Source organism: Streptomyces sp. NPDC045955 (genome assembly GCF_056430805.1).
This window is the reverse complement of the sequence record NZ_JBWKKY010000002.1, coordinates 477,247-503,284: the sequence shown is the minus strand read 5'-3', so window position 1 is coordinate 503,284 and position 26,038 is coordinate 477,247. Positions and strand designations below refer to the sequence as shown.

Annotated in this window: 26 protein-coding genes; 3 read left to right on the top strand and 23 right to left on the bottom strand. The window is 72.1% G+C overall.

Going from position 1 to position 26,038, the window contains the following annotated elements; all coding sequences use genetic code 11:
* Window positions 1–8 precede the first annotated feature (8 nt).
* On the bottom strand, window positions 9–242 hold the full coding sequence (locus AC07F0_RS05695) for a DUF397 domain-containing protein (RefSeq protein ID WP_478974647.1): 234 nt from the start codon (window positions 240–242) through the stop codon (window positions 9–11).
* Between AC07F0_RS05695 and AC07F0_RS05690 the strand changes: the two genes are divergently transcribed.
* Together AC07F0_RS05690 and AC07F0_RS05685 are read left to right on the top strand one after the other, a co-directional pair.
* Entirely contained in the window at window positions 205–612 is a 408-nt protein-coding gene (locus AC07F0_RS05690; RefSeq protein WP_478974989.1) for an ATP-binding protein, read from the top strand. The two genes, AC07F0_RS05695 and AC07F0_RS05690, sit on opposite strands and share 38 nt — an antisense overlap.
* A 144-nt stretch (window positions 613–756) precedes the next feature.
* Window positions 757–1,593: a DUF2182 domain-containing protein gene (locus AC07F0_RS05685; RefSeq protein WP_478974644.1), complete on the top strand. Its 837-nt coding sequence runs from the start codon at window positions 757–759 to the stop codon at window positions 1,591–1,593.
* A 5-nt stretch (window positions 1,594–1,598) separates the two neighbouring features.
* Here the strand turns inward: AC07F0_RS05685 and AC07F0_RS05680 are convergent, their stop codons facing one another.
* The 20 genes from AC07F0_RS05680 to AC07F0_RS05585 form a co-directional block, all read right to left on the bottom strand.
* Entirely contained in the window at window positions 1,599–2,222 is a 624-nt protein-coding gene (locus AC07F0_RS05680) for a DUF1326 domain-containing protein (RefSeq protein ID WP_478974641.1), read from the bottom strand.
* Between the two features lie 114 nt (window positions 2,223–2,336).
* Complete coding sequence (locus tag AC07F0_RS05675; protein WP_478974638.1) at window positions 2,337–2,996, bottom strand: DUF1326 domain-containing protein; 660 nt, start codon at window positions 2,994–2,996, stop codon at window positions 2,337–2,339.
* Between the two features lie 187 nt (window positions 2,997–3,183).
* Window positions 3,184–3,849, bottom strand: a complete 666-nt coding sequence (locus AC07F0_RS05670; RefSeq protein WP_020270365.1) for a response regulator — start codon at window positions 3,847–3,849, stop codon at window positions 3,184–3,186.
* Entirely contained in the window at window positions 3,846–5,183 is a 1,338-nt protein-coding gene (locus tag AC07F0_RS05665) for a sensor histidine kinase (protein ID WP_478974635.1), read from the bottom strand. The genes AC07F0_RS05670 and AC07F0_RS05665 overlap by 4 nt, the downstream gene beginning before the upstream one ends.
* A 122-nt stretch (window positions 5,184–5,305) precedes the next feature.
* Entirely contained in the window at window positions 5,306–5,989 is a 684-nt protein-coding gene (locus tag AC07F0_RS05660; protein WP_436730123.1) for a response regulator, read from the bottom strand.
* On the bottom strand, window positions 5,986–7,377 hold the full coding sequence (locus AC07F0_RS05655) for a sensor histidine kinase (protein WP_478974633.1): 1,392 nt from the start codon (window positions 7,375–7,377) through the stop codon (window positions 5,986–5,988). Before AC07F0_RS05655 ends, AC07F0_RS05660 begins: the two co-directional genes overlap by 4 nt.
* The gene (locus AC07F0_RS05650) at window positions 7,370–8,617 is read right to left on the bottom strand and encodes an acyltransferase family protein (protein WP_478974630.1); all 1,248 of its coding nucleotides are present in this window, start codon (window positions 8,615–8,617) and stop codon (window positions 7,370–7,372) included. Before AC07F0_RS05650 ends, AC07F0_RS05655 begins: the two co-directional genes overlap by 8 nt.
* Window positions 8,610–9,611 (bottom strand): alpha/beta hydrolase, encoded by a 1,002-nt coding sequence (locus tag AC07F0_RS05645; protein WP_478974986.1) that lies wholly within the window; start codon window positions 9,609–9,611, stop codon window positions 8,610–8,612. Before AC07F0_RS05645 ends, AC07F0_RS05650 begins: the two co-directional genes overlap by 8 nt.
* Window positions 9,612–9,795: 184 nt before the next feature.
* Window positions 9,796–10,662 (bottom strand): alpha/beta hydrolase, encoded by an 867-nt coding sequence (locus AC07F0_RS05640; RefSeq protein WP_478974627.1) that lies wholly within the window; start codon window positions 10,660–10,662, stop codon window positions 9,796–9,798.
* Between the two features lie 161 nt (window positions 10,663–10,823).
* Window positions 10,824–12,008 carry a kynureninase gene (gene kynU, locus AC07F0_RS05635; RefSeq protein ID WP_478974624.1) on the bottom strand — a complete coding sequence of 395 codons (1,185 nt, stop codon included), beginning with the start codon at window positions 12,006–12,008 and terminating at the stop codon, window positions 10,824–10,826.
* The gene (locus AC07F0_RS05630; protein WP_478974621.1) at window positions 12,001–12,831 is read right to left on the bottom strand and encodes a tryptophan 2,3-dioxygenase family protein; all 831 of its coding nucleotides are present in this window, start codon (window positions 12,829–12,831) and stop codon (window positions 12,001–12,003) included. Before AC07F0_RS05630 ends, kynU begins: the two co-directional genes overlap by 8 nt.
* A 152-nt stretch (window positions 12,832–12,983) precedes the next feature.
* Window positions 12,984–13,397 (bottom strand): DUF3151 domain-containing protein, encoded by a 414-nt coding sequence (locus AC07F0_RS05625; RefSeq protein WP_279544306.1) that lies wholly within the window; start codon window positions 13,395–13,397, stop codon window positions 12,984–12,986.
* Window positions 13,398–13,570: 173 nt separating this feature from the next.
* A complete protein-coding gene (locus tag AC07F0_RS05620; protein WP_478974618.1) occupies window positions 13,571–15,073 on the bottom strand; it encodes an MFS transporter in 1,503 nt (500 codons plus the stop codon).
* 69 nt (window positions 15,074–15,142) lie between these two features.
* On the bottom strand, window positions 15,143–16,165 hold the full coding sequence (fbaA, locus tag AC07F0_RS05615) for a class II fructose-bisphosphate aldolase (protein WP_307176552.1): 1,023 nt from the start codon (window positions 16,163–16,165) through the stop codon (window positions 15,143–15,145).
* A gap of 133 nt (window positions 16,166–16,298) precedes the next feature.
* Window positions 16,299–16,847: an orotate phosphoribosyltransferase gene (gene pyrE / locus AC07F0_RS05610; protein WP_478974615.1), complete on the bottom strand. Its 549-nt coding sequence runs from the start codon at window positions 16,845–16,847 to the stop codon at window positions 16,299–16,301.
* A 10-nt stretch (window positions 16,848–16,857) separates the two neighbouring features.
* Window positions 16,858–17,646, bottom strand: a complete 789-nt coding sequence (locus AC07F0_RS05605; RefSeq protein WP_478974613.1) for an aldose epimerase family protein — start codon at window positions 17,644–17,646, stop codon at window positions 16,858–16,860.
* A gap of 52 nt (window positions 17,647–17,698) precedes the next feature.
* Window positions 17,699–18,595, bottom strand: a complete 897-nt coding sequence (locus tag AC07F0_RS05600; RefSeq protein WP_478974610.1) for an SRPBCC domain-containing protein — start codon at window positions 18,593–18,595, stop codon at window positions 17,699–17,701.
* 135 nt (window positions 18,596–18,730) lie between these two features.
* Window positions 18,731–20,386, bottom strand: coding sequence for a polyamine aminopropyltransferase (locus tag AC07F0_RS05595; RefSeq protein ID WP_478974607.1), 1,656 nt, complete (start codon window positions 20,384–20,386; stop codon window positions 18,731–18,733).
* A gap of 122 nt (window positions 20,387–20,508) precedes the next feature.
* Window positions 20,509–21,036: a DUF2617 family protein gene (locus tag AC07F0_RS05590; protein ID WP_478974604.1), complete on the bottom strand. Its 528-nt coding sequence runs from the start codon at window positions 21,034–21,036 to the stop codon at window positions 20,509–20,511.
* 581 nt (window positions 21,037–21,617) lie between these two features.
* The gene (locus AC07F0_RS05585; protein ID WP_436726902.1) at window positions 21,618–21,881 is read right to left on the bottom strand and encodes a hypothetical protein; all 264 of its coding nucleotides are present in this window, start codon (window positions 21,879–21,881) and stop codon (window positions 21,618–21,620) included.
* Window positions 21,882–22,009: 128 nt separating this feature from the next.
* Here AC07F0_RS05585 and AC07F0_RS05580 point away from each other — a divergent pair, with 128 nt between their 5' ends.
* Complete coding sequence (locus tag AC07F0_RS05580; protein ID WP_478974601.1) at window positions 22,010–23,197, top strand: pyridoxal phosphate-dependent aminotransferase; 1,188 nt, start codon at window positions 22,010–22,012, stop codon at window positions 23,195–23,197.
* 973 nt (window positions 23,198–24,170) lie between these two features.
* Here the strand turns inward: AC07F0_RS05580 and AC07F0_RS05575 are convergent.
* Window positions 24,171–25,016 (bottom strand): serine hydrolase domain-containing protein, encoded by an 846-nt coding sequence (locus AC07F0_RS05575; protein WP_478974598.1) that lies wholly within the window; start codon window positions 25,014–25,016, stop codon window positions 24,171–24,173.
* 5 nt (window positions 25,017–25,021) lie between these two features.
* Entirely contained in the window at window positions 25,022–26,035 is a 1,014-nt protein-coding gene (locus AC07F0_RS05570) for an HTTM domain-containing protein (protein ID WP_478974595.1), read from the bottom strand.
* Between the last annotated feature and the right edge of the window lie 3 nt (window positions 26,036–26,038).

Sequence of the window (26,038 nt, the reverse complement as noted above, 5' to 3'; positions counted from 1 at the left end):
TCCGGACGCTAGCCCGTCGGACCGGCCTCTGACCAGGGGTGCTGTGCTTTGAGCGCCTCGATGAACGTGGTGAAGGATCCGGTGGGGACGGAGAGCGTGCCGTGGGAGGGGTTCTTGGAGTCGCGTATGGCTATGCCGGTGGGATGGGGGGCGATCTCCACGCAGGTGTCGCCCTCTCCGCCACGGAGTTCACGCCTGCCGGAAATCGACCCCGCCGAGCCCTGGGAGTACTCCCTCTCCATCCCCCACGATCCCCGCGCGGTCACCGTCTGTCGCCGCACCCTCCGTCTGGTCCTCACCCTGCACGGCCTGATCCGCCTCGCCGACACCGCCGAACTCCTCGCCACGGAGCTGATCTCCAACGCCGTACTCCACACCAAGGGCCCCGCCCTCCTCCGCGTGCGCTGGTCGACCGGTGTCCTGCGGATCGGTGCGTGGGATGCGAACCCCGAACCGCCCGAACCCCCAGGGACGTTGACCTGTCTCACCGACGCGGAATCCGGCCGCGGCCTGGCCCTGGTCCGCGCCTGCGCCGACCTCTGGGGCTGGCAGCCGTTGGCCAGAGACGGCAATCGGGGCAAGTACGTGTGGTGCGAGCTGGCGGCCGCGTAGGGGGAGGTCGCGCGGAATGCCGTGGTCGCCTCGCCGTGCTGCTGTCCCGGCACGGGCGGTCCCTCATTCAGCGTGAGTTCGGACGAGGTCGCGCCGTAGGTGCAGGAGTGGTCTGCTGGATGTATCGCGTAGGAAGGGGTGCCGATGCGCTTCACCCGGAACTCCGTCCTCGTCCCCACGCGGACGCCCGCGCCGACCGGAACCGGCGGAGGGCTGCTGCCGAAGCGGGATCTCGCAGCCGCCTGGTTCCTCGTCGTGCTGATCGCGGTGCCTGCGTGGGTGCTCACGATCGGCCAAGCCCGGGACATGGGGGTCGAGCCCGGCACGATGGGGATAGCGCTACCGCTGTTCCTGCTGCTGTGGGTGACGATGATGGCGGCCATGATGCTGCCGTCGATGGCGCCGGTGGCCATCACGTGGGTGCGGGGGATCGGCCGTCAGTCCTCCGGCTGGACCCGGGCCGCTCGCACCGCCGAGTTCCTCGGCGGGTACCTGATGGTGTGGGCCGCCTTCGGTGCGCTCGCCTATGCGGGTCTGGCCTTCACCGGCGATCTGGTGGCGGATCACCCGACCGCGGGGCGCTGGATCGGCTTCACCGCGTTCCTGCTGGCGGGCCTTTATCAGCTCGGCCCGCTGAAGTACGTGTGCCTGCGGCACTGCCGCGATCCCATGAGCCACCTCGTGCATTACGCCGGCTTCCGGGCACCGGCGCGCGACCTGCGGGTGGGCGTCCATCACGGCGCCTACTGCGTCGGCTGCTGCACGGGACTGATGGTGGCCCTGATCCCACTCGGTGTGATGAACGTGGCGGCCATGGCCGGACTGGCCCTAGTGATCTTCGTGGAGAAGCTGTGGTCCAGGGGCCCGCTGCTCGCCCGGGTCGTGGGCTTGGCGTTCCTCGTCCTGGCCGTGCTCGCGCCGTTCCAGGACTGGCTGCTGCCGGGGCTGCGGGACTCGATGCCGCCGATGGACGGCATGTGACCTCGTCAGGCGCGTCCCTGGCTGGCTCCTTCGGTCTCCTCGCTGCTGAAGACGTAGTCGGCCGTCTCGCCATACGACGCCTCGTAACTCAGCCCGAAAGCATCGGAACGCCCGCTGGACCTGCCGACCTCGAACTCGGGAGCGAACCCGAACATGGCGCCCTTGATCTTTGTCGGACTGCCGTCGGGGCCGGTGAGCGGCTCGTAGGACAGCTCCGTCCTGCCCTCGACCGTGAGGCCGGGCCCCTCTCCGTCCGTCAGGGACACCTTCGCCCGCTCCATTCCGAGGTACTCGCCGTAGAACTGCGAGAGCTGGCCGAACGGACCGCCTTCGCGGCCGGAGAGGATGCGCTCCAGGGCGTTCGCCTGCTCGTCGCTCGCTGCGCTGTCCACCACGAGGCCGACTTTCCAGTTGCCGGAGGTCAGGTTCGACGGGAAGTGGTTGTAGAAGGCGAAGTCCACACCGGACAGGTCGACATCGTCCAGATTCCCATCCGCAACGTGGAAGACGGCGGTGCCCAGGCAATCGGTCCCGCCTCTGGCGTTCCTGGGCTGGCCGTCGTACGGGCAACTGCACAGCACGGCGCACGAGCAGCCGGCGACGTACGTGCCGGATATCGTCCACGACATGGCTGCCCCTTTCTCCGAGGGTGTAGCGGCTGAAGTCGCATTTACTTTTACGCTGGGCCTGTAGAAATCGGCGTGTAGATGTTGTTTCCCGGTGACCGGGTAAACGGAGCCAGCTCAGGTGGGGCCGGTCCAGTCAAAGGGGAAGTGTTTGCTCGACTTTCCCGACCGGTCCCAGGTGAAGCCGAAGGCGTCGGCCCGATCAGTGGTGGCCCGGCCAAAGGTGGCGATCTGGCCGGGTCCCACCTCGGCGCCGGGGGCGTTGTGCGCCTGCACCCGTGCGCCTTCCGGGGTGGTCGGGCCGGTCAGCGCTTCGGCGGTTGCCATCACCTTTCCGGGGACTTCCGCGCGCCAGGCGGACATGTCCTCATCGACCTCGATGCGGATGGGCGCGAAGTCCATGCCCCTCATCTCGGGGCCGAACATCTCGCCGAACTCCGCGGGCCATCCGCCCGCCTCACCGCCGAAGATCGCCTGGAGGGCGGCGCGCTGCTGTTCGTCGGCGCGTTCGTCGAAGAAGACCGCGGCGTAGGCGTCCGTGTGCTCGCGGGCCCAGACGTTGCCCTCGAAGGAGCCGAGCATCAGTACGTTGAGGCCGTCGAGCCGCACGTCACCGAAGGTGCCCTCCCTGATGTGCCAGGAGAGCACGCCCTCGCAGTCGCCGTAGGTGGGGGCCTGCGCGAACGTACAGGGGCACGGGATCGCGCACTTGCACACATCGAACCAGTCGCCTGCTAGATGCCACGGCGGGTGACCGGTGGTGGGTTGCTCTGTCATCTCGCTTCCCTCCGCCTGGTTCGCGGTGAACCCCTCCCTCCGTTCCAGTTTGCTCTTCGCCCGCTCTGCGGGCGAGGTGGTGCCAGACGCATGTGAGTGGTGGTGCTGGTGAGGCGGCATTGGTCGTGGAATTCCGATCACGCCGAGGCGTGCTCCGTCTTCCTGCCTCGCCGCCCTCCCTGGGCGTTCACCCCGGCGTCACCAGTCGCGCCTCGTACGCGAACACCGCCGCCTGTGTCCTGTCCCTCAGGCCCAGCTTCACCAGGATCCGGCTGACATGCGTCTTGATCGTCGACTCGGCGACCACCAGCCGCTCGGCGATCTCCGCGTTCGACAGGCCCTGCGCGATGAGGACCAGCACCTCCGTCTCCCGGTCGGTGAGGTCGCCGTACGCCGCCTGCGCGGAGGGCATCAGCCGCGGGGTCTCGGAGAGCTTGGAGAACTCGGTGATCAGTCGCCTGGTCACCGAGGGGGCCAGGAGGGCCTCACCGGCGGCCACGACCCGCACCCCGTCGGCGAGCTGCCGGGCCGAGGCGTCCTTGAGGAGGAACCCGGAGGCTCCCGCGCGCAGCGCCTGGTAGACGTACTCGTCGAGGTCGAAGGTGGTGAGCACCAGCACCTTGGCCGCTCCGTCGGCGGCGACGATCTCGCGGGTCGCCTCGATGCCGTTCAGCTCGGGCATGCGGATGTCCATCAGCACGACGTCCGGGGCGAGCTCGCGGACCTTCGCGACGGCCTCCCGGCCGTTCACCGCCTCGCCGACGACCTCGATGTCCGGCATCGCGTTCAGCAGGACCGAGAAGCCCTCGCGCACCATCATCTGGTCGTCCGCGATCAGCACGCGAATGGTCATGCGTCGTCCTCGTCCGGCAGGGCGACCGGCAGGAACACCGCCACCTCGTAACCTCCGTCGTCCGTGCCGCCCGCCGTCATCTCGCCGTTCAGCATCGACACGCGCTCCCGCATGCCCGTGATGCCGTGCCCGGCGCCCGGCGAGGGCTTGATCAGGCTGGGGTTCGGCGGCGGGCCGTTGACTATGCGCAGGCCCAGGCCGCCGAGCACGTACCCGATCTCGACGCGGGCGCTCGACCCCGGCGCGTGCCGCAGGGTGTTGCTCAGGGCCTCCTGCACGATCCGGTACGCCGACAGTTCCACGCCCTGCGGGAGCTCGCGCACCGCGCCGGTCACCACCTTCTCGACGCCCAGACCGGCCTCCCGCACATTGGCCAGCAGCCCCTCCAGGTCGGCGAGCGTGGGCTGCGGGGCGTCCGGGGCCTCGTAGTCCTCGGCGCGGACGACGCCCAGCACGCGGCGCAGCTCGGTCAGGGCCGCCACCGCGTTCTCCCGGATCGTGGCGAAGGCCTTCTCCAGCTCCGGCGGCGGGTTCTCCACCCGGTAGGGCGCGGCCTCCGCCTGGATGGCGACCACCGACATGTGGTGGGCGACCACGTCGTGCAGTTCGCGGGCGATCGTCGTGCGCTCCTCCAGCAGCGTGCGGCGGGAGCGCTCGTGCGCGGTGACCGTCTGCTGGGCGGTGACCTCCTGCTCCGCGTGGCGGCGGATGTGCCAGACGGTGACGGCGAGGAGGACGAACGCGGAGACGGCCAGCATGGGGCCGGTGTTGGTGCCGTAACGGCCCGCCGAGCCGAAGAGCGTCTCCGCGAGGATTCCGTACACCGCGGTCAGCGCCCACATCCAGGCGGCCGTGCGCGGCCTGGTGCGGATGGCCACGACCGTCAGCACCGTCAGGTGACAGGCGAAGCTGCCCGGCAGCCAGGGCCAGTCGCCCCACTGGTCGCCGAACGGGAGGGCGAGCGGGGTGGCCGCCATGGACATCCAGAACGCGCCGACCGGCCGGGCCAGGGTCAGCAGGACCGGGACCGCTGCGAGCAGACCGAGCACCAGGGCCATGCCCTGGTCGACCGTGGCGATGGACAGGGCGATCAGGGCTGCCACGCAGATCACGGCGTGCGGCGTCCAGGCCGCGAGCTCCCGCAGACGGCCGGGCAGTCTCCTGGTCAGGGGGCCGTCGACGCGCATGCGCGGCAGCAGGCGGTAGGCGAAGGCGTCGTGGAACAGGTCCTGCCGCAGCCCGCGCAGGGCGTCCACGGCCAGCCGGTACTCCGGGCTGCGGGGCTTGGCCTCGTCCACCGGCGGCGTGATCTGCGGATGAGTCGTCTCGGTCACGTACAGAACGGTAGGCGCACCCCCGGGTCGCGGTCGTCCTCAGTGAGAGGGGTTCCCGGGCGTCCCTCTCAGGTACTACGGGGGCCGGGCCGGGTCCCCGTCCGGTACGTCGAGGCCCCGCCTCAGTACCCCGCCGGCCGGACCAGCCCCGACTCGTACGCGAACACCGCCGCCTGCGTGCGGTCCCTCAGGCCCAGCTTCACCAGGATCCGGCCCACATGGGTCTTCACCGTCTGCTCGGCGACGAACAGGTGCTTGGAGATCTCCGCGTTCGACAGGCCCTGCGCGATCAGGGCGAGCACCTCCGTCTCCCGCTCGGTCAGGTCACCGATCCGCTCCTTGAGCGGGGCGCGGGGCCGGTCGTCCAGCCGGGAGAACTCGGCGATCAGCTTGCGGGTGATGACCGGGGCGAGCAGCGCGTCACCGGCCGCGATCACCCGGACCGCCTCGGCGAGCTGCTCCGACGAGGCGTCCTTCAGCAGGAAGCCGGAGGCTCCGGCGCGCAGCGCGTCGTACACGTACTCGTCGAGGTCGAAGGTGGTGAGCACCAGCACCCTGATGTCCGGGTTCGCGGTCGTGATGCGCTCGGTGGCCTCGATGCCGCCGATCCCGGGCATGCGGATGTCCATGAGGACGACGTCCGGGGCGGTCTCGGCGGCCTTCTCGACGCCGCCCTCGCCGTCCTTCGCCTCGCCGACGACCTCTATGTCGGGCTGGGTGCCGAGCAGCACGGTGAAGCCCTGCCGGACCATCGCCTGGTCGTCGACGATGAGAACCCGGATGGGTCGGCCGGAGCTGCTCGTCATGGGGTCCCTCCCCGGGGATCGGTGGTGTCTTCGACGGTGGAGCGGGCGGTGCCCGGGGCGTCGGCGGGCGGGACGTCCGGCAGGAACGCGGTGACCTTGAAGCCGTCCCAGTGCCACGGGTGCGCCGTCATGGTGCCGCCGAGCATCGCGACCCGCTCCCGCATGCCGAGCAGTCCGTGTCCCGCTCCCGTCGACGGCGGGGCGGGTCCGGTCGGCCGGCCGTTGACGACCTCCACCTCCAGCCCGTCCGGCTGATACGTGAGACGGACCGTGGCTCTCGCGCCGGGCGCGTGCCGCAGGACGTTGCTCAACGCCTCCTGCACGATCCGGTACGCGGACAGCTCCACGCCGGGCGGCAGCGGCCGCCGCTCGCCGTTGATCTCGGTGATGACCTCGCGGCCGGCGGCCCGGGTGTTCTCCACCAGCGCGTCGAGCCGGTCGAGCGTGGGCTGCGGGGCGTGGCCGGCGGTGTCGCCGTCCGGGCCGGCGGGCTGCCCCGGCCCGGGGTGCTCCGAGCGCAGCACGCCCAGCACCCGGCGCAGCTCGGTCAGCGCCTCCAGCGCGTTCTGCCGGATGCCCGCGAGGTTCTCCTTGAGTTCGTCGGGCGGGTTCTCGACGAGGTGCGGGGCGACCTGCGCCTGGATGGAGATGACCGACATGTGGTGGGCCACCACGTCGTGCAGCTCCCGCGCGATGCGGCTGCGCTCCTCCAGCAGGGTGCGCCGGGTGCGTTCCTCGGCGGTGAGCGTGGTCTGCTCGACGAGTTGCGCACGGGCCTCGCGGCGGCCGCGCAGGGCGGTGCCGACGACCACGACGACGGCGAACAGGGTGACCGCGAGCACCCCGGTGGGCTGATAGTCGGCCGCACCCAGCAGTCCTTGGACGACGTAGGTGAGGAACACGGTCAGCGCGAGCGCCTCGGCGGACACCCGCGTACGCACGCGCAGGGCGAGCAGCAGCAGCACCGCCAGGTGTCCGATGATCCCCGCCGCCGTCCAGGGCCAGGTGAAGTCGTGGGCGCCACCTGCCAGCAGTTGGCGACGCACCTCGATGGCGCCCAGCACCATGGCCGCCGTCGAGACCCACCACGCCGGGACGGGGCGCCACAGCGCGAGCACCACGGCACCGCCCTGCGCCAGCCCGAGCAGGAAGGCGATCTGCGGGCCCACCCCTCCGTTGTCGCCGAGCTGCGCCACCGCGCCGAGGGTGACCCCGAACGCAACCAGGCACAGCAAGCCGTGCGGAAACCAGCGCAACCACACGAGGGGCGGCAGCGGATCCGCCCGGAAGGTCCATAGGTCCTGGCGCAGCACCCGCAGCCAGCCCCCGACGCGCGCCCGCAGCGCGCGGCCCACCCCCGTGTCCGTCACGCGGCCCAGCCTAGACACGGCGGGCCTTCACCGCCGCCCCCCGGTCGGACGGCCGGTGCGCCCGCACCACCCGCGACCTGCGGCCCCGGCCGCCCGCGCCCTGCTCGAAGGACCGGAAGGCGGCCCAGCAGGCGGCGAGGGCCAGGGCGAACACGGGCAGCCAGAGCAGCCGGGCCCCGACCCAGCCGAGGCTGTCGGGCACCGTGTGCAGGCCGGGGAGGTGCCCGGCGAGGAGGCCGGTGGCCGTCGTGGCCATCAGGGCCGTCTGGTGCCACAGGAAGACGGTCATCGCGGAGAGGTTGACGAGGGCCACCGCCGCCCACGCCACGGGCCGGCGCATCGCCCGCCGCAGCCGCTCGCGCAGCAGCAGGGCGAGACCGCACTGGGCCAGCCCGAAGGTGACGACGGCCAGCGTCGGCGGGTCCAGGTTGGACATGCCCTCCCCCGGGACGCCGACCATCGACGCCGGATAGCCCGCCCACGCGACGAGCCCCGCGGTCGCCACCGCGCCGCCGGCGACCAGGATCCAGCCCGCGCGGCGGCGCTCCAGCTCGCCCCGGGTCCAGGCCGCGCCCAGCGTGTAGGGCACCAGCCAGCCCGCGGCCACGTTCACCCAGCCCAGCCAGGAGGGGCCGCCGAGTCCGAAGCGCAGCAGGTCCACATGGAGTACGACGGCCAGCGGCCACAGCGGGTTGAGCCGGGTCAGCAGCGGGGTCGCCGCCGTCAGGGCCGCGAACACCACGAGGAACCACAGCGGGGACAGGGCCAGTTTCACCAGCGTGCGGACCGTACCGAACTCGGCGCCCGACAGCAGCAGGGCGAGCGCGGCCGTTGTCCACAGGCTGAGGACGGCCGCGACCGGCTTGAACAACCGGGTCAGACGGCCCGTCAGCCAGCGGTGGTAGGGGACGCCGCGGGCCCGGGCCGAGGCATAGCCGCGCGTGGCGACATGGCCGCCGACCAGGAAGAACACGGCGAGCGTCTGGAACAGCCAGGAGACGGGCGTCAGCCAGGGCATGTGCTGGAGCGGACTCGCCGTGCGCAGGGTGCCGCTGTCGGCGACCAGGGCCGTGACCAGCCAGTGCCCGAGGACGACACCGAGGACCGCGGCGGCGCGCAGGGCGTCCACGGCCCGGTCGCGGTCGGCCGGGGTGGCCGCACCGACGCGTTCGGCGCCGCGGCGCACCGCATGCCGGACACCTCGCACTCCGAGCACTCCGCGCACTTCGCGTACTTCGCGCACTTCGACGTCAGTCATGGGTCACCGCCTTGGTCTCGCCCAGGACGATCCGGGCCAGGTTCGTCAGGGAGGTCGAGCCGGGGCTGAAGTAGTCGCTGTGGCCGCCGTCGCCGGCCGCGAAGACCCGGGCGCCGAAGGCCGGGGAGACGGGGTCGGTGCCGAAGCCGACGGTGGTGCCGAACAGGTCCGCGCTGACGTGCGGGACGTTCTCCACCCAGTCGTCGCCGCCGCGGGCCGCCCAGACGCGGGCGCGGGTGTGCAGGGCGGCCACGGAGTCCGCGCCGGTGCCGGGGCTGCCGACGAGCGCGATGTCGTCGACGGCGAGCCCGGCGGCGGCCCGGCCGCAGACGACCGAACCGTACGAGTGGCACAGCAGCGAGACGCGCGGTCCGCCGCCCGCTATGGCCCGCAGGTCGGCGACGAGCGCACGCAGCTGCGGAGCCGCCTGCTCCGCCCTGCCGGTCGTCGTGACCGTCGCGCTGACCGTGCCCGGCGTCTCGTAGCCCAGCCAGGCCACGACCGCCGTGCGCGTGCCCGCGGGGGCCTCCCGTGCGAGCTGCCCGTGCAGGGCGGCGGCGGCCGCGTGGAACCGGCCGTAAGTGTCGAGGCTCGTGTCGGAGCCGGGGACCAGGACGGCGATGCGGTCGGCGCGGGCGAGGTCGCCCAGGACCTCCGTCACCCGGCCGGAGCCACGGCCGTCGAAACGGAGGAGATGCCGGGCCGGGGCGGCCAGCTGACGGTCCGTCGCGGCCCGGTCCCGGTCGTGGTGGGCGGCGGCCATGCGGGCCGCTTCGGCGGCGTTGGCGCGGTTGGCCGCGTACGCCTCGTCGAGCGTCGACGCGCTGAGCGGTGCGAGGGACGCGGGGGCCGGCGCGGGGATCTCCGGGCGTCCCGCCGCGGAGAGAGGGAACACCACCGCACCCGCGATGAGGGCGGCGAGCGCGGCACGACGCCATCGGTGGGCGCGGCGCCGAGCGCCTTCACCAAAGCGGTACCTGGCCGCGAACCCCATGGTCGTCCCCCTCCGCGCACCCGGCCATCGGGTCTGCATGGAAGGGAAGTTACGGATCGGGGACCGTCGTCCGCGTCACACCGCGGAGCTCACCTGCGGCCTGGCTCTCAGGTACTACGGGTACGACCTAGGGGAGGCCGCCGGGAGGCCGCCGGGAGGCCGCTCACCAAGCCAATCGGGCGATTCACCACGCCAGTTGGGCGATCTCCTCCACGACCACCGCGCACGCGTCCGCCGCCGGGTCGATGAGCGGGAAGTGCCCCACGTCCTCCAGCAGCGTCACTCCCACCATCTCCCCGGCCTTCGCCGCCGCGTCCGCGTACGACTCGGCGACCACCTGCGGCACGTCGAGGTCCGTGCGGCCCTGGACGAGAGTGGTGGCGATGCCGGTGGGCAGCAGCAGCGCCGGGTCCGCGTACGGCTGCCGCTCGGCGAAGTGCTCGTCCCCGCCCAGCAGTTGCCGTACGGCACCGCCGCACACGGCGAGCTTGTCGGCGACCGCGAAGTCCGCGATCGGGGCGAGCGCGACCACACCGCGCAGGGCCGCCGAGCTGTCGCTGTGCCAGGGCGAGCCGGCCGGCAGGACGTGCCGGGACGCGGCCCACAGCGCGAGGTGCCCGCCCGCCGAGTGACCGGTGAGGACCGTACGGCGCGGGTCGGCCTGCGGCAGCAGCTCCCGGACGAGCGCCGGAAGGGCGTCCAGCGCGGCCGCGACGTCGTCGAAGGTGTCGGGCCAGCGCCCCGCGACGGAGTCGTCACCGCCACCGCGCCGGTACTCGGCACTGGCCACGGCGAACCCGCGCCGGGCGAGGAAGTCCGCGAACGGGCTGATGTGACGCCGGTCGTAGGGCGCCCGCCAGGCACCGCCGTGCAGCACGAGGACGACCGGGGCGGGCCCGCCCGGGCCGCCCTGCGCGCGCGGGGCGTAGAAGTCGATCATCTGGTCGGGGTGGTCGCCGTAGGCGGCGGTCACGTCGGGCTCGACGGGCGCGTGCGAGAACACCGACTTCTCTTCCGCGGCGGCCCGTGCTGCTGCGACGTCGTCCGTCATGCTCCAACCCCTCAGCGATCAAACGTAGATGGCGGACCAGGTGGGGATCCGGCCGTTGGCCGGGACGGTATCAGGCAGGTGACGTGGGCGGACACGGGGATGTCACGCTGGGTGAAGACCGAACGGCCCCCGCGGCGGCAGGGGCCGTTCGTCCCGGGACCTCACCCCAGCGTCTGAGCCAGTACCCGCGCCGCCCGCTCCACGTCGGCGAAGCCCACGTACAGCGGGGTGAAGCCGAAGCGCAGCACGTCCGGCGCCCGGAAGTCGCCGACCACCCCCCGCTCGACGAGCCGTTTCATCACGTCACCGGCGTCGTCGCAGCGCAGGGCGATCTGGCTGCCCCGCTCCGTGTGCGGCACCGGCGTCAGGCACTCGACCCTGCCCTCGGGCACGTACGCGCCCACGCACTCCAGGAAGAAGTCCGTCAGCGCGAGCGACTTGGCCCGCACCGCCTCGACCGGCACCCCGTCCCACACCTCCAGAGCCGCCTCCAGGGCGAGCATGGAGAGGATGTCCGGCGTGCCCACCCGGCCGCGCAGGGCGCCGGGGGCCGGCTCGTACCCGCTGCGCATCCCGAAGGGCTCGGCGTGGGAGTTCCAGCCGGGCAGCGGGGAGTCGAAGCGGTCCTGAAGCTCCCGGCGCACGTACAGATACGCCGGTGAACCCGGGCCGCCGTTCAGGTACTTGTAGGTGCAGCCGACCGCCAGGTCCACGCCGTGCCCGTCCAGCCCCACGGGCAGCGCGCCCGCGCTGTGGCACAGGTCCCAGACGGCGCAGGCGCCCGCCTCGTGCACGGTGGCCGTGAGCGCCGGCAGGTCGTGCAGCCGGCCGGTGCGGTAGTCGACGTGGTTGAGGAGGACGGCGGCGGTACGGCCGCCCAGCGCGCCCGGCACGTCCGCCGGTGCCACCGGCCGCAGCGTGCAGCCGGTCATCCGGGCGGCGGACTCGGCGATGTACCCGTCGGTGGGGAAGGTCGTGGCGTCGACGAGGATCTCGTCGCGGCCCTCCCCGGCCATCCGCACGGCGCCCACCAGTGCCTTGAAGACATTGACACTGGTCGAGTCGCCCACCACGATCTGCCCCGGCGCCGCCCCGACCAGCGGGGCGATCCGGTCACCGATCCGCTCGGGCGCGGTCCACCAGCCGCTCTCCTCCCAGGACCGGATGCGCAGCTCGCCCCACTGGCGGCGTACGACGTCCTCGACCCGCCCGGGGACGACGGCCGGCAGCGCGCCGAGCGAGTTGCCGTCGAGGTACACGACATCGTCGAGAACGAACCCGTCCCGCTTGCCGCGCAGATCGTCGGCGGCGTCCAGCTTCTCCGCGCGCATCGCGAGTTCAGACATAGGACCGCGCCGTCCACAGCTCGGGGAACACCTGCTTCTGCGCCCGCTTCTCCAGCCAGGCCACTCCGGCGGAGCCGCCCGTACCGGTCTTGGCGCCCATCGCGCGGCGGGTGGCGACGAGGTGGTCGTTGCGCCAGCGCCACACCAGCTCGGCGACATCGGTCAACGCCTCGCCGAGCCGGGCGAGTTCGCCGCTCTCGTCACCCGAGTAGACGGCCGTCCAGGCGGCCTCCACCTCCGGCGACGGCTCGTAGCGCTGTGACACGTCACGCCCCAGCACGGCCTGCGGGATGTCGTACCCACGCCGCGCCAGCAGCCGCACCACCTCGTCGTACAGGCTCGGCTCGTGCAGCGCCTTCTCCAGCTCGGCGTGCACACGCGGCGCGCCCCGGTGCGGAACCAGCATGGACGCGGACTTGTCGCCGAGCAGGAACTCCATCCGCCGGTACATCGCCGACTGGAAGCCGGAGCCCTCGCCGAGGGCGGACCGGTACGAGTTGAACTGGGCCGGCGTGAGCTGGCCGAGCGGCTTCCAGGAGGCGTTCAGCGCCTCCAGCTCGCGCACGGACCTCTTCAGCGCGGCGGTCGCGGTGGGGACGTCGTCGCCGCGCAGCGCGTGTGCCGCCGTCTCCCACTCGTGGACGATGACGGTGAACCACAGCTCCATCACCTGGGTCGTGACCAGGAAGACCATCTCTCCGGGGTCGTCCGAGAGGGTGTGCTGGAGGTGGGTGAGGACGTCCGCCTTGACGTAGTCCTCGTACGGCGTCGTGCCGTGGAAATCGAGATGCGGGGTCTCGGGCTCGTGAGCCTCGTGGGACATCGCTGTCTCCTGCTTTGTAACTCCGGGTAGCGGTCCGCCCCTGCCGATGCCGGCACGGGGGCCCCGGTCCCCACGGGCATACTCCGCAATCGTCCCCCGAAACCGCAAGGCCCGCCCGCTCGGCGGACGGGCCTCACGCACACGGACCGCCGTCAGCCCAGGACCTGCGCCGCCTCCGGCGAGGAGTCCTTGAGGAACTGGGAGCAGCGCTCGTACTCCTCCTGCTCGCCGATCGCCTGTGCGGCACGGGCGAGGGCGTGCAGAGCGCGCAGGAAGCCGCGGTTCGGCTCGTGCTCCCAGGGGACCGGGCCGTGGCCCTTCCAGCCGTTGCGGCGCAGCGCGTCCAGGCCGCGGTGGTAGCCCGTACGGGCGTACGCGTACGACTCGACGGTCGCGCCCCGCTCGTACGCCTCGTCGGCGAGCTGCGCCCAGGCGAGCGAGGAGGTGGGGTGCGCGGCGGCGACGTCGACCGGCGCGGTACCCGACGCGAGCATTTCCCGTGGCCCGGGGTCGTCGGGGAGGTGGGTCGGGGGCGGGCCCCCGAGGAGGTTCTCGTGAATGGACATGGGGTCAAGTCTGCGCCATGAGGACGGCTGCGGCGCAGCGCCGGGGTGGCCAATCCCGTGCTTCGAGGTGCACGGCGTCGTCGCTGGGGCCGGGTGAGTCCGCAGCCCGGCGGAGCGGGGTGCCGCCGCGCCCACCCGTGCCGCCCCAGCGGACGACTGCCCGCGGCCGAGTTCTACGACAACCGCTTCCGCACCGGCTCCCCCTCCAGCGGCGGTGCCGTCACACCCCCGTGCCGCAGACACTCCGGCCGCTTGCAGCCCGGCGGCGGCCTCCGTACGACGGCGGCCGCGATGACGGCCCCCACCACCAAGGCCCCCGCACACCACGCCATCGCCTTCCCGAAGGCGACGTCGAACGCCCCCGGCTCCCGGTACGCCTCCTCCCCCATCCCCGCCAGCAAGGGCAACGCCGCCACCGCCACCAGTCCCGCCGCCCGGGCCGCCGCGTTGTTGATCCCGCTGGCCAGCCCCGCCCGGGACACGTCCACCGACCCGAGCACGGTCGCCGTCAGCGGCGCCACCAGCGTGACCATGCCCAGCCCGAGCACCAGCAGCGCCGGCAGCACATCGGCCAGGTACGACGCCCCCGGTCCGACCCGCAGCATCAGCAGCATCCCCGCGGCGCACAGCAGCGGCCCCACCGTCAGCGGGATCCGGGGTCCGATCCGGTCGGCCAGTTCCCCGGACCGCGCGGACAGCAGCAGCATCAGCACGGTCGTGGGCAGCAGCGCCGTACCGGCCGCGAGGGCCGAGTAACCCACCACCACCTGGAGCTGGAGCGCGGCGAGGAAGAAGAACCCGCCGAGGGCCGCGTACACGCACAGCGTGACCAGGTTGACGGCCGTGAACTGCCGGGACGCGAAGATGTCGGTCGGCATCATCGGATCGGGCCGGCGCCGCTCGACGACCACGAACGCGACGGCCGCGGCCAGCCCGGCCACCACCGAGACCACCACCACCGCACCGCCCCCACCGGCCTCGATCAGCGCATAGGTCACCAGCGCGAGCGCCAGCGCCCCCAGCACGGCACCGAGCACGTCGAACCGCCCGTGCACCCGCTGTCCCCCACTCTCGGCTTCGCTCGAGCGGGCGGTGCCCCCACCCGACTCGGGCACGTGCCGCAAGGCGACCGGCACACACAGCAGGGCCAGCGGAACGTTCAGCAGGAACACCCACCGCCAGCCCGGCCCGTCCACCAGCCAGCCGCCGACGAAGGGCCCGACCGCCGCGCCGATCCCGCCGAAGCCGGACCACAGACCCACCGCGCGGCCCCGGTCGTCGGGGTGGAAGGACGCCTGGATCAGCGCCAGCGACCCCGGGGTGAGCAGGGCACCGCCCACCCCTTGCAGGGCGCGCGCGGCGATCAGCGCCCCGGCGTTCGGCGCGATCCCGCACAACAGGGACGCCACCGCGAACCACACCACACCGACGACGAACACCCTCCGGCGCCCGAACCGGTCGCCCAGCGCCCCGCCCAGCAGGATCAGCCCGGCCAGCGTGACCATGTACGCGTTGACGGTCCACTGCAGGGCCGCCAGGTCCGCGTCGAGGTCACGGCCGATGCGGGGCAGCGCGATGTTGACCACGGTCGAGTCCAGCAGGGCCATGCTGGAGCCGAGGACGGTGGTGAGCAGGATCCACCGGCCCTGGGGCGAGGCGAGCCGCACATCGGGCATGCAGGGAGCATACGGAGGAGCCCGGCACCAGGGGAGGTGCCGGGCTCGAACGCGTGGTCCGGGACGGACTTACTTGATCTTGGTGCCGGTCGAACGGAGGTGACCGCAGGCCTCGACGACACGCTGGGACATGGACGCCTCGGCCAGCTTGCCCCAGGTGCGCGGGTCGTAGGTCTTCTTGGAGCCGACCTCGCCGTCGACCTTCAGGACACCGTCGTAGTTGCGGAACATGTGGTCCGCGACCGGGCGCGTGAAGGCGTACTGCGTGTCCGTGTCGATGTTCATCTTGACCACGCCGTTCTCCAGCGCGGTGCGGATCTCCTCCTCCGAGGAGCCCGAGCCGCCGTGGAAGACGAAGTCGAACGGGGAGGCCTTGCCGAACTTCGCGGCGACGCCCTCGTTCAGCTCCTTCAGCAGGTCGGGACGGAGGACGACGTTGCCCGGCTTGTACACGCCGTGCACGTTGCCGAAGGACGCGGCCAGCAGGTAGCGGCCCTTCTCGCCCAGGCCCAGGGCCTCGGCGGTGCGGATCGCGTCGTCGACCGTGGTGTAGAGGGAGTCGTTGATCTCGTGGGAGACGCCGTCCTCCTCGCCACCGGTCGGGGTGATCTCCACCTCGAGGATGATCTTCGCCGCGCGGGCCTGCTCCAGCAGCTCCTGCGCGATGGAGAGGTTGTCGGCGAGGGTCTCGGCGGAGCCGTCCCACATGTGCGACTGGAACAGCGGGTTCAGGCCGGCCTCGACGCGCTTCTTGGACAGCGCCAGCAGCGGACGTACGTACCCGTCGAGCTTGTCCTTCGGGCAGTGGTCCGTGTGCAGCGCGATGTTCACCGGGTACTTCTCGGCGACGATGTGCGCGAACTCGGCCAGGGCGACCGCGCCGGTCACCATGTCCTTGCTGTACTGGCCGCCCAGGAACTCGGCCCCGCCCGTGGAGATCTGGACGATGCCGTCGCTCTCCGCCTCGGCGAAACCGCGCAGTGCCGCGTGCAGGGTCTGGGTGGAGGTCACGTTGATGGCCGGGTAGGCGAACTTTCCTGCCTTCGCCCGGTCCAGCATCTCGTTGTAGACCTCGGGAGTTGCGATGGGCATGCGTCCGCTCCTTGTATCTGCGGGTTGGCGTACTGCGTTGTCGGCCCTGACCTAGACCTTGGGGTGCGACGTCATCGTCGGCCCCATCTTTCCAGACTTGGCCGGAAGGTCCAGGCCACCGTCCACGCCCTGGTCAGTCGAGGCCCAGCTCGTCCTTCGAGAAGGCGAAGAGGTACGGCACCCCGGCGCCCTCCTGGATCTTCTCCGCGGCGCCGGTCGCCCGGTCGACGATGGTCGCGACGGCGACGACCTCGGCCCCGGCCTCGCGCACCGCCTCGACGGCGGTGAGCGGGGAGCCGCCGGTGGTGGAGGTGTCCTCGACGACCAGCACACGGCGGCCCGCGATGTCCGGCCCCTCGACGCGCCGCTGCAGACCGTGCGCCTTGGCGGCCTTCCGTACGACGAAGGCGTCCAGGCGCTTGCCTCGCGCGGCGGCGGCGTGCAGCATCGCGGCGGCCACCGGGTCGGCGCCCATGGTGAGGCCGCCCACCGCGTCGAACTCCAGGTCGGCGGTCAGGTCGAGCAGCACCTGCCCGACCAGCGGCGCGGCCTCCCCGTCGAGGGTGACGCGCCGCAGGTCGACGTAGTAGTCGGCCTCCAGACCCGACGACAGGGTCACCTTGCCGTGCACCACGGCCTTGTCCTTGATCTGCTGCAGCAGCGCACCACGTACATCCGTCATGCCGCCCAGCTTAGAGGCGGCGCCAGCTCCAGGTCGTGGTGGCCTCCAGCGGCTCCAGGGGCGTGACCAGGCGCGGCGCGGTGTTGAGCCCGTTGGGCGGCCCGGTCTGCGGCTCCACGCACACGGCGGCCTCCTGCTCGTCGTAGACGACCACCCACTCCTGGCGGCTGGCCACCTTCAGCTCCAGCTGACCGGGCCAGGTGAGGGTCACGTCGACGCCGCCGGGCATCCCGAAGCAGTCGTCCCAGGGGCGGGGCTTCGGCTCGACGCGGTTGCCGGTGGGCAGGTGGTCGTCGCCGCGCTCCTCCTGCCACGCCGGGTCGAAGGCGAGCGTCACGTCCTCGCCGCCGAGGTTCCGGTTGAACCACGGGTGCCAGCCGATCTGCGCCGGGAACGACGACTCGTACGTCTCCACGGACATGGTCAGCGTCAGCGCGTCCTCGGCCAGGGCGACGACCTGGGTGACGCGGCCCGGGTGGGGCCAGGGGTCGACGAGTTCGTAGGTGAGGACGGCCTCGGCCGTGCTCGTGCGGGCGGTGCGCCAGGCGCCGTCACGGGCGGTGCCGTGAATGGCGTGCGGCGGGGCGTTGAGGGGCATCTGCCGTACGACGGCGCCGTCCAGGAAGCGCCCGTCCCGGATCCGTCCGCACCAGGGCACCATCGGGAAGCAGCCGAACCGCTGCCCCTGACGGAGCAGCTCCACGCCGCCGATCCGCAGCCCTCCGATCCGGCCGCCGTTGCCCGGCTGCACGGTCACCTCCGCGTCGCCCGCGGTCAGCGTGATGTCTTCGTCACTCACGGGACGACCCTACTGGGGTGATCAAGAGGGCCTCGTGCGGTGCGGGGCGTTTTCAGCGGCGTCGGCGCAGGGCCCGGACCGCCACGACGGCCGACGCCAGCGCGAGCGCCGCCGCGGGGGCCGCCCAGCGCAGCGGGGCGGAGGGCATCACGGTCTGCGGCGCGGGCACCGGCGCGTACCGCCCGCGCGGCGGCGCGTGATCGACCTCCTCGGCACTGCGTCCGATCATCGTCCGCCGCGCATGCGCCGCCTCGGCGATGTCGTCGTCCTCGTCGCCCGCGTCGTCCTCGCTGGAGGACCCGAAAGAAGACGGCGGAACATCGGCGCCGAAGACGGTGGGGGGCTCGGGGGGCGGGGGCTCGTCCGCAGGCCCCGATGCCCCGGCCTCCTCGTCGGACTCCGCCGTCGCACGCCTCTCGGCCCCCGCCGGAGGGGGTGGGGGCGCGTCGTCCGCGTCCGGGGTCGTTTCGTAGTCGGTCGTGGCGCGGGGCTCGAAGTCCTGGGTGGCCAGGGGCGCCGTCGTGTCCGGGGCTGCCCCGGCCAGGTGTTCCGCGAAACGGTTCAGCAGGCGGGTGACGGCGCCCTCGACCGCGTCGGACGGGAGGTCCTTGATCCGTCCGTCCGCGGCGGCCGTACCGTCGAAGACGACCGTCGTGCCGCCCTCGGCGTCCCGCAGGACGATCCGCAGCGCGAGTTTCACCGAGCCGGTGCCACGGGCCTCCGTGGCGTCGCCCTCGACGGCGTACGCCCCGTCGTCCCCCCGGGACACCCGTACGGCACCCCGGTACGTGACCGAGTGGCTGCCGACCCTGATCTTCAGCCGCCCCGCGACGGGCTCGGCGCCGGCGTCCTGCTGGAGCCCCGGGACCGCCCGGGCGACCAGCGCGGGGTCGTCCAGCACCTCCCTGAGCCGCTCGGCCGGAACCGGAACGAACACCTCGTGCTCCATGTGGACGGACTCTACCCAGCACGCGCCGAATCGCACCCCCGCCTTCGGGATTCCCCCCTGATCCGCCCCCCGCCAGGCGTATCCTCCGCGCCCTCGTCCCGCCTCATCCGCCCTCACCAGGCCGCCCCGGCCCGCTCAGTAGCGCGGATGCACCAGCGTCGACGCGGGCAGCCCCGCGATCCGCGTGGCCCGCGCCGCCCGCTCCCCCGCCGCGAGGGACGCGTCGTCGAGGACGTACGGGCGCGGGCCGTCCGGGTCGAGCCGCGGTCGCGGCTCCGTACGGGCGGCCAGGACGAATCCCCAGTCCCGGGGCGCCCGGGAGCGGTCGGCGCGGGTGCGGTCGGGGCCGGCGGCGAAACCGGAGTGGCGGCCTCCCGTGCGGTACGGGGCGGTACGGAAACCGGCCGCGCGCACGGTCGCCTCCACCGTCCAGAACACCCGCGGGCTGGACACGACGGGCCCGGCGTGCACCACGAGCCGGCCGCCGGGGGCGAGCACCCGCCGCGCGAGGCCGTAGAACTCCTGCGAGTACAGCTTCGTACTGGCCGTGAGGCCCGGGTCCGGCAGATCCGACAGGACCACGTCGTACGCCCGCGGGGACGCTCCGCGCAGCCAGCCGAAGGCGTCCTGTGTGGTCACGCGCACGCGCGGGTCGCCGAACGCGTGCTTGTTCAGTGCCGACAGGGCCGGGTCGGTGCGGGCCAGCCGCAGCACCTCCCCGTCGAGCTCGACGACGTCGACCCGTTCCACCCCGGGATGCCGCAGCACCTCGCGCGCCGCCAGCCCGTCACCGCCGCCGAGGACCAGCACGCGCGCGTGCGGCCCGGTCATGGCCGGGTGGACGAGGGCCTCGTGGTAGCGCAGTTCGTCGCGCCCGCTGACCCGGAGCCGGCCGTCGAGGAACAGGCCGAGGGGCCGGCCGTCCGTACCGCCCGCGAGGACCACCTCCTGCACGCCGGTCTGGAGCGCCGCGCGTACGTCCCCGCCGTACACCGCCTGTCGCGCGGCCCGTTCGAAGTCGTCGACGAGGACGGCGGCCGAGGCGAGGACCGCCAGCACGAACACGTTGGCGGCCAGCAGCAGCCAGCGGGCGCGCCGGGTCAGGTCCCGGCGGAACAGGCCGAGCACCAGAGCGCCCCCGATGAGCGCGTTGACGGCGCCGGTGAGCAGCGCGCCGGTCAGCTGGCCGATGAACGGCAGCAGGAGGAAGGGAAAGGCGAGTCCGCCGACGAGCGCACCGACGTAGTCCGCGGCGAACAGGTCGGCCACCGCGCCGCCCGCGTCCTGGCGGCGGATGCGCTGGATCAGCTCCATCAGCAGCGGGACCTCGGCGCCGATGAGCAGGCCGGTGGCCAGGGAGAAGGCGACCAGGAGGCAGCGCGGTCCGCTGGCCCACAGCCCGCCCCAGTCGCCGGTCCAGGCGAAGACCGCGTACAGGGCCATCGCGCTGCATCCGCCGACGAGGGCGAGGGTCGCCTCGACCGCGCCGAAGCCCGCGGCGGCGAGCCCGCGCAGCCGCTTCGCGGCGAGGGAGCCGATGCCCATCGCGAAGACCATGACGGACAGCACGACGGACGCCTGGGTGACCGAGTCGCCCATCAAGTAGGAGGCCAGGGCCACGAGTTGCAGTTCATACACCAACCCGCAGGCCGCACAGACGAACACGCCCGCGAGGACCAGGAACCGTCCGGTGCCGGGCCGGACGGGCAGCCGCGCCGGGCCGCCGGGGCCGCCGGGGGCGCTCCAGGGCTGCGGGGAACCGGGCGGGGCGGGCGCGTGCGGCTCGATCACGCTGCGACGTTACGTCACGGCTCGACTGCGGTTCGTCACCCACACGTGTGATGCTGGTTTGCGGAGGGCCGATCACGGTACGAGATCCGGTTCGCCGAGTGCGCCGTACCGGGGGGAGAGACTCAGGGGGCGGTGGCCGCCGCCGGCACCCGGACGCCCACCTTCGTGCGGGTCGCCACCAACTGCCCGTCCTGCGGGTACGCGTGCCAGGTCCGCCAGTGCACCTGACCCTCGTGGTGCTGGGCCAGCAGCGCCGTGAAGGCGTGCGGGCTGCCGGGGAAGACGCCGGCCAGGCCGTGCGGGTGGTCGGAGACGAGGGCCAGCAACTCCTGGGCACGGCCCGCGAAGGAGCCGGGCGAGAGGGCCTCGACCCGGGCCGCGAACTCGTACTCCCAGTCGCCCACACGCTTGGCGACGCCGAGCGGCAGCGGGGTGCTGCTGCCCGGGATGCACGCCACCGTCTCCGAGCAGGTGCCCCGCTCCTCCTCCAGCAGGACCTGGTGGGACGCGCCGAGAAGACGCAACTGAAGTCTGACGCCTGCCAGTTCGAGGTCGAGCGTGGCCAGTGCGGGAAGCGGCTCGCGCCCCAGGGCCCAGGCGAGATCGGCCGCGCGCGTGTCGGTGTAGGAGGTGTTCAGGGTCGTGAGCATGGATCGGCTCCGCAAGCACACAAGGAGAGGGAGAGATGGGTCCGCCGCACCCCGGCCGCACCGGGGGATTCGGCCCGGGGCAAACCGGTCGGCCGGTTTCGGGAAGGTATCCGCAGGACGCCCGAGAGGCTGCGTTGATGTTTTAGAGGGAATCATGAACTGTGACGCCGCAACAGCGTCTTTACCCAAGTTCGTAGGGTTTCCACCCCTCAGAGGGCTCCACAGCTCAACTGTTCAACTACGGGCGTGCGCCGGTGCCGGGGAGGCGTGCGCCGGTGCGCCGCGACTCACGCCGGGATCCGGACGGGACGGGCACCCTGGGCCAAGGTGGAGCTCCTGAAATGCCCACTTGACACTCGCAGTTGCCGGAGTCATCCCTCATCCCCCCACGCCGCGGCGCCAGTTGTCCTACAGACATGCGAAGTCGCCGGAACGCACTCGGATTCACCAGACGGGCATTCGACTCGTACGCCGTACGTGAACCTCGGACTCCCCCACACACACGAACGCGGAGCCCGCCCCAGGCGCGGGCCCCGCGTTCGGTGGTTGTGGCTTCCCCGTCGGGAGCGCGACGACGTGCGTCAGCTGCCTCCGCCGCCGCAGCCACCTCCTCCACCACCCCCGCCGCAGGACGACCCGCCTCCGCAGGACGAGCCGCCGCCACAGGAGTGCCCGCCGGACGATCCGGAGTCTCCCCCGCCCGCCCACCAGCTGCCACTGCCGCTGCCGCCGGACGACGCGGCCCCACGACGCACCCTCTGTCCGGAACCGCCACCGCGCGCCTTGGACACCAGCGCCGCGACCAGGACGACTCCGATCACCGCCAGGATGATGCCGACAACCATGGCGTCACCCTCCTTCCGTTTCCCCCGAAGCGGCCCCCCGTGGGCGCCTCGCTCTTGCGTGAACGGGGGATGCCCGCTCCCCGCACGACCCAAAGCAGAGTTGAGGAACTCCAGAGCTTCGGCGGAGGATGACCCGCATGACCTCCAGCGCGCGCCCCCTCCTCAACCGCCGGCTCGCCGAGTTCGGGACGACGATCTTCGCCGAGATGTCCGCCCTGGCCCTGAGCACTGGCGCCATCAATCTCGGGCAGGGCTTCCCCGACACGGACGGCCCCGAGGAGGTCAGGGAGGCCGCCGTACGGGCGCTGCGGGACGGCCTCGGCAACCAGTACCCGCCGGGCCCGGGCGTCCCCGAGCTGCGCACCGCGATCGCCGCCCACCAGCAGCGGCGCTACGGCCTGTCCTGCGACCCCGACACGGAGGTCCTGGTCACCGCCGGGGCCACGGAGGCCATCGCCGCCGCTCTGCTGGCCCTGGTGGAGCCCGGCGACGAGGTGATCGCCTTCGAGCCGTACTACGACTCGTACGCGGCGTGCATCGCGATGGCGGGCGGGCGCCGCGTGCCGGTCACCCTTCGCCCGGACGACGGCGGCTTCCGCCTGGACCTCGACGAACTGCGCGACGCCGTCACCGACCGCACCCGGCTGCTGCTGATCAACACCCCGCACAACCCGACCGGCACGGTCCTCACCCGCGCGGAGCTGGCCGCGATCGCCGAGCTCGCGGTGGAGCGGGACCTGCTGGTGGTGACGGACGAGGTGTACGAGCACCTGGTCTTCGACGACGCCGAGCACGTCCCGCTGGCGACGTTCCCGGGGATGCGCGAGCGTACGGTCACCATCGGGTCGGCCGGCAAGACGTTCTCGTTCACCGGCTGGAAGGTCGGCTGGGTGACGGCGGCCCCTGAGCTGGTCACGGCGGTGCGCTCGGCGAAGCAGTACCTGACGTACGTGTCGGCGGGTCCGTTCCAGTACGCGGTCGCCGAGGCCCTGGCGCTGCCCGAGTCGTACTTCACTGACTTCCGGGACGACATGCTGGCCAAGCGGAACCTGCTGGCGGCGGGCCTGGAAGAGGCCGGTTTCCGGGTCTTCCGCCCCTCGGGCACGTACTTCATCACCACCGACATCCGCCCCCTCGGCGAGACCGACGGCTTCGCCTTCTGCCGCGGCCTGCCGGAACGCGCGGGCGTCGTCGCCATCCCCAACGCGGTCTTCTACGACCACCGCGAGGAGGGCGCTCCGTTCGTACGGTTCGCGTTCTGCAAGCGGACGGGGGTGCTGGAGGAGGCGGCGAAGCGGCTCGGGGCGGCGTTCTAGACGGACCGGGCAGGCTGTCCCCAGCCGCGTTCCGTCGAAGGGCGGGCGGTGACTACACGAGCCCCAGAATCACCCGCACGCGCTCCTCCATGTCCACGGTGTGCAGGCCGGTGCAGTTCACGTAGGGCTCGTCGCACTTGGTCACCCGCAGTCGGGGCCGATCGGTACGTGGGTGGAAGCTGGGCCAGGCGTTCCGGTGATCAGCGCAACTGCATTGTCGGTTCAGGCGGCGGCCGCGAGATCCGTTCCGCGTCGTCGGCAGTCCCGGCAGCGCCCGGGCCCCGGGGCGCGGAAGGCGCGCCCGCAGCCGTCGCAGGTCTGGAAGGGCAGGACGGCAGGGCGCTCGGAGATGGAGGGCTGCGGGGATGGCGGCGGTACCGGCAGCGGTGTTTCGCGGAGGCGGAAGGCGAGGACGCTTGCCGGGAAGATTGAAGCTCTGAAGTGCCGCACCGGGCAGCCGCTTTGGGGTATCGCGTGCGACCGAGTGAACGTCAAGAGGGGCCCCGCCGACGTCACTCACCGTGGGCCTGTGACAGGCCATGAGGTCACACTCTGCCAGGGGCCGCACTGATTGGTGTTCGCTGTGCCCTTGCACACGGTGAGGCTGCCGGTGGTCGTCAGGGAGTAGGACCGCCGCACCTCGACAGGGACACTGCCCGGACCGCACAGCTCTGCCTGCTTTCGTGGAACGCCTGGCACGAGGTCGGCATCGAACTTCGTCCACAGTGAGTAGCAGCCCTCGGCGGAGTTCGACAGCTTGCCCTTGATCACCAGGGTCCGAGTGGGACCTGTGCCTTCGGTCCACCGCTCACCCGAGGCGGAAGCGGTGGCGTACGCGGCCGACCAGGGAACAGGGCCCGCCGCCGCGGCGCTCTCCGCGGCGACAGCCGAGGCCGCCGTGGAGAGCAGGACGGCGCTGATGCCCGTTACGGCGGCAGCTCGGATGTGTGCACGCATGGTGCCCCTTCTGGATTCACTGGGAATGCGCTGAGCGCAGGTATTCCAGGCCCGTGCGGTCCGTCCCGTCGGGCGAGCCGCTCAGACGGTGGACCACCGTCCAGCGGCCGTCGGCCACGGCGCCGGCGAAGCAGGATGCCGTGCCGGTCGCTCCGTTGTGCCAGATCAGCGGCAGCGGCCCCGAACGTTGCCAGCCGAGGCCGGGTTCTCCGAGCGAGCGGTCGAGTACGAGACCGGTCAGCACACGTGACAGCGTGCGAGGGCTCGCCCACAGGCCGCCGGCGGGCAGGATGGCTCCCGTCATGGTCCACGGTTTCACCCTGCGGCCGAACCATCCGGTCGGCAGCAGGCTGCTGTGCTCGGGCGGCCGAGCGGTCATGGCTTCTCGCGGCAGGCCGAGTGGGGACAGCACGTGCACCGCGACGAGCTCGTCGTATTCCTGCCCCGTCGCCGCGGCCAGCGCCGCCCCGAGCACCGCGTAGCCGAAGTTGGAGTACTCCTCGTGCGCGCCGGCGGGACCCTCGGTGAGCCGGTCGAGACCGGCGAGCAGCTGGCGCAGCCGGTCAGCGGTGAAGTCCCGGTACGGGTCGCGGCGGGAGATGCCAGGGGGGAGGCGAGGCAGGCCCGAGGTGTGCTCGGCGAGGTGGCGCAGGGTGATGCCGGTTCCCGACGGGACGTCGAGCCATCGTTCGACGGGGTCGTCAACCGTGAGGACACCTTGCCCGGCCAGCTGCTGCAGGATGGTTCCGGTGATGACCTTGGTGAAGGAGCCCACCTCCGCGTACTTGTCGGGATCGTGCTCGCCGGTGACGATCGGATCGGTGTGGGAGCTGCCGATGATGCAGGTGGGGACGCCGCGCATCGCCCTCACCCCGCAGCTTGGGGAACGGGCGCAGGGGCCGGGGTGTCACGTTCCGGTGCGTCCTGGTCGGTGACCGCCGGGATGCTCTCGGCCTCCTTCCGCGTCCAGCGCCTGCCGACGGTCCGTGCCATCCGGCGGGCGCGGGACAGCGCGGAGGAGAGGAAGATGAGGTCGCAGGCGATCATCGTCAGGGCGAACGCGGTGAGGCCCATGAACACACCGATGGACACATGGAACGCGATGGAGGCCGCCGCGGTCCACGGGCGCAGGCTGGGCACCAGGATCCCCACGGGGAAGTACACCAGGAACAGGGTGGTGCTGTAGGTGCCGAGGAAGACGAGTACGTCGTTGTTGTAGACGAGGCTGGACAGACCCGGCAGCTCGAACTCGGGAACGCGCATGATGTAGAAGAGCGCGGTGCCGTCCTGCCACACCTCTCCCTGCACCTTGTACAGACCGCTCACCACGTACACGAGGCACATCTGTACGGCGATCGCCACTACACCGAGGTTGTGCAGCGGAACACCGAGAGAGCGCACGCTCTCCGGGAGCCGCCCGATGACACGGTCTGCGACTCCGCTCGAGAACGAGAAGTTCTGGTAGCAGTTCGTCAGGAGCAGCATCGGGATGACGAGTTGGGCGAGGTTGTCTCCCCCGTCCAGGAAGGCCGACTGCCGTTCGTAGAGCGACCAGATGAGGATTCCGTGCGCCGCGAGAACCGCTCTGCCTCCCACTCCTACGGTCACAGCGAGAGCGGCGAGCACGCCGAGGTGGAAGACCGCTTCGAACCAGACTTCGGACGTGCTCCAGGCGTAGAGGCTGAAGCTTCCCTTCTCCTCGATCTGTTCGAGGAAGAGGCGGTGCGGCAGGACCGAATCGGCTCCCGGGCCGAAGAGGTAGCTCCGATCGCCGTAGTGGCTCAGGTAGTACATGAGCCCGACGAAGCCGAGCAGCGCACGGGTTCCTGAGACTCCCAGTGCGGCGACCGGGCGACTGGCAGCTGAGTCAATCTTTTTCATGAT

Bases quoted from the DNA above. Each gene is read 5' to 3' on its own strand.
- AC07F0_RS05640 (WP_478974627.1), bottom strand. From the start codon at position 10,662: ATGACGGACGACGTCGCAGCAGCACGGGCCGCCGCGGAAGAGAAGTCG.
- AC07F0_RS05650 (WP_478974630.1), bottom strand. From the start codon at position 8,617: ATGACTGACGTCGAAGTGCGCGAAGTACGCGAAGTGCGCGGAGTGCTC.
- fbaA (WP_307176552.1), bottom strand. From the start codon at position 16,165: ATGCCCATCGCAACTCCCGAGGTCTACAACGAGATGCTGGACCGGGCG.
- AC07F0_RS05590 (WP_478974604.1), bottom strand. From the start codon at position 21,036: ATGCTCACGACCCTGAACACCTCCTACACCGACACGCGCGCGGCCGAT.
- AC07F0_RS05670 (WP_020270365.1), bottom strand. From the start codon at position 3,849: ATGACCATTCGCGTGCTGATCGCGGACGACCAGATGATGGTGCGCGAG.
- AC07F0_RS05585 (WP_436726902.1), bottom strand. From the start codon at position 21,881: ATGGTTGTCGGCATCATCCTGGCGGTGATCGGAGTCGTCCTGGTCGCG.
- AC07F0_RS05645 (WP_478974986.1), bottom strand. From the start codon at position 9,611: ATGGGGTTCGCGGCCAGGTACCGCTTTGGTGAAGGCGCTCGGCGCCGC.
- AC07F0_RS05580 (WP_478974601.1), top strand. From the start codon at position 22,010: ATGACCCGCATGACCTCCAGCGCGCGCCCCCTCCTCAACCGCCGGCTC.
- kynU (WP_478974624.1), bottom strand. From the start codon at position 12,008: ATGTCTGAACTCGCGATGCGCGCGGAGAAGCTGGACGCCGCCGACGAT.
- AC07F0_RS05625 (WP_279544306.1), bottom strand. From the start codon at position 13,397: ATGTCCATTCACGAGAACCTCCTCGGGGGCCCGCCCCCGACCCACCTC.
- AC07F0_RS05575 (WP_478974598.1), bottom strand. From the start codon at position 25,016: ATGCGCGGCGTCCCCACCTGCATCATCGGCAGCTCCCACACCGATCCG.
- AC07F0_RS05570 (WP_478974595.1), bottom strand. From the start codon at position 26,035: ATGAAAAAGATTGACTCAGCTGCCAGTCGCCCGGTCGCCGCACTGGGA.
- AC07F0_RS05600 (WP_478974610.1), bottom strand. From the start codon at position 18,595: ATGGAGCACGAGGTGTTCGTTCCGGTTCCGGCCGAGCGGCTCAGGGAG.
- AC07F0_RS05680 (WP_478974641.1), bottom strand. From the start codon at position 2,222: ATGTCGTGGACGATATCCGGCACGTACGTCGCCGGCTGCTCGTGCGCC.
- AC07F0_RS05685 (WP_478974644.1), top strand. From the start codon at position 757: ATGCGCTTCACCCGGAACTCCGTCCTCGTCCCCACGCGGACGCCCGCG.
- pyrE (WP_478974615.1), bottom strand. From the start codon at position 16,847: ATGACGGATGTACGTGGTGCGCTGCTGCAGCAGATCAAGGACAAGGCC.
- AC07F0_RS05675 (WP_478974638.1), bottom strand. From the start codon at position 2,996: ATGACAGAGCAACCCACCACCGGTCACCCGCCGTGGCATCTAGCAGGC.
- AC07F0_RS05620 (WP_478974618.1), bottom strand. From the start codon at position 15,073: ATGCCCGATGTGCGGCTCGCCTCGCCCCAGGGCCGGTGGATCCTGCTC.
- AC07F0_RS05695 (WP_478974647.1), bottom strand. From the start codon at position 242: ATGGAGAGGGAGTACTCCCAGGGCTCGGCGGGGTCGATTTCCGGCAGG.
- AC07F0_RS05630 (WP_478974621.1), bottom strand. From the start codon at position 12,831: ATGTCCCACGAGGCTCACGAGCCCGAGACCCCGCATCTCGATTTCCAC.
- AC07F0_RS05660 (WP_436730123.1), bottom strand. From the start codon at position 5,989: ATGACGAGCAGCTCCGGCCGACCCATCCGGGTTCTCATCGTCGACGAC.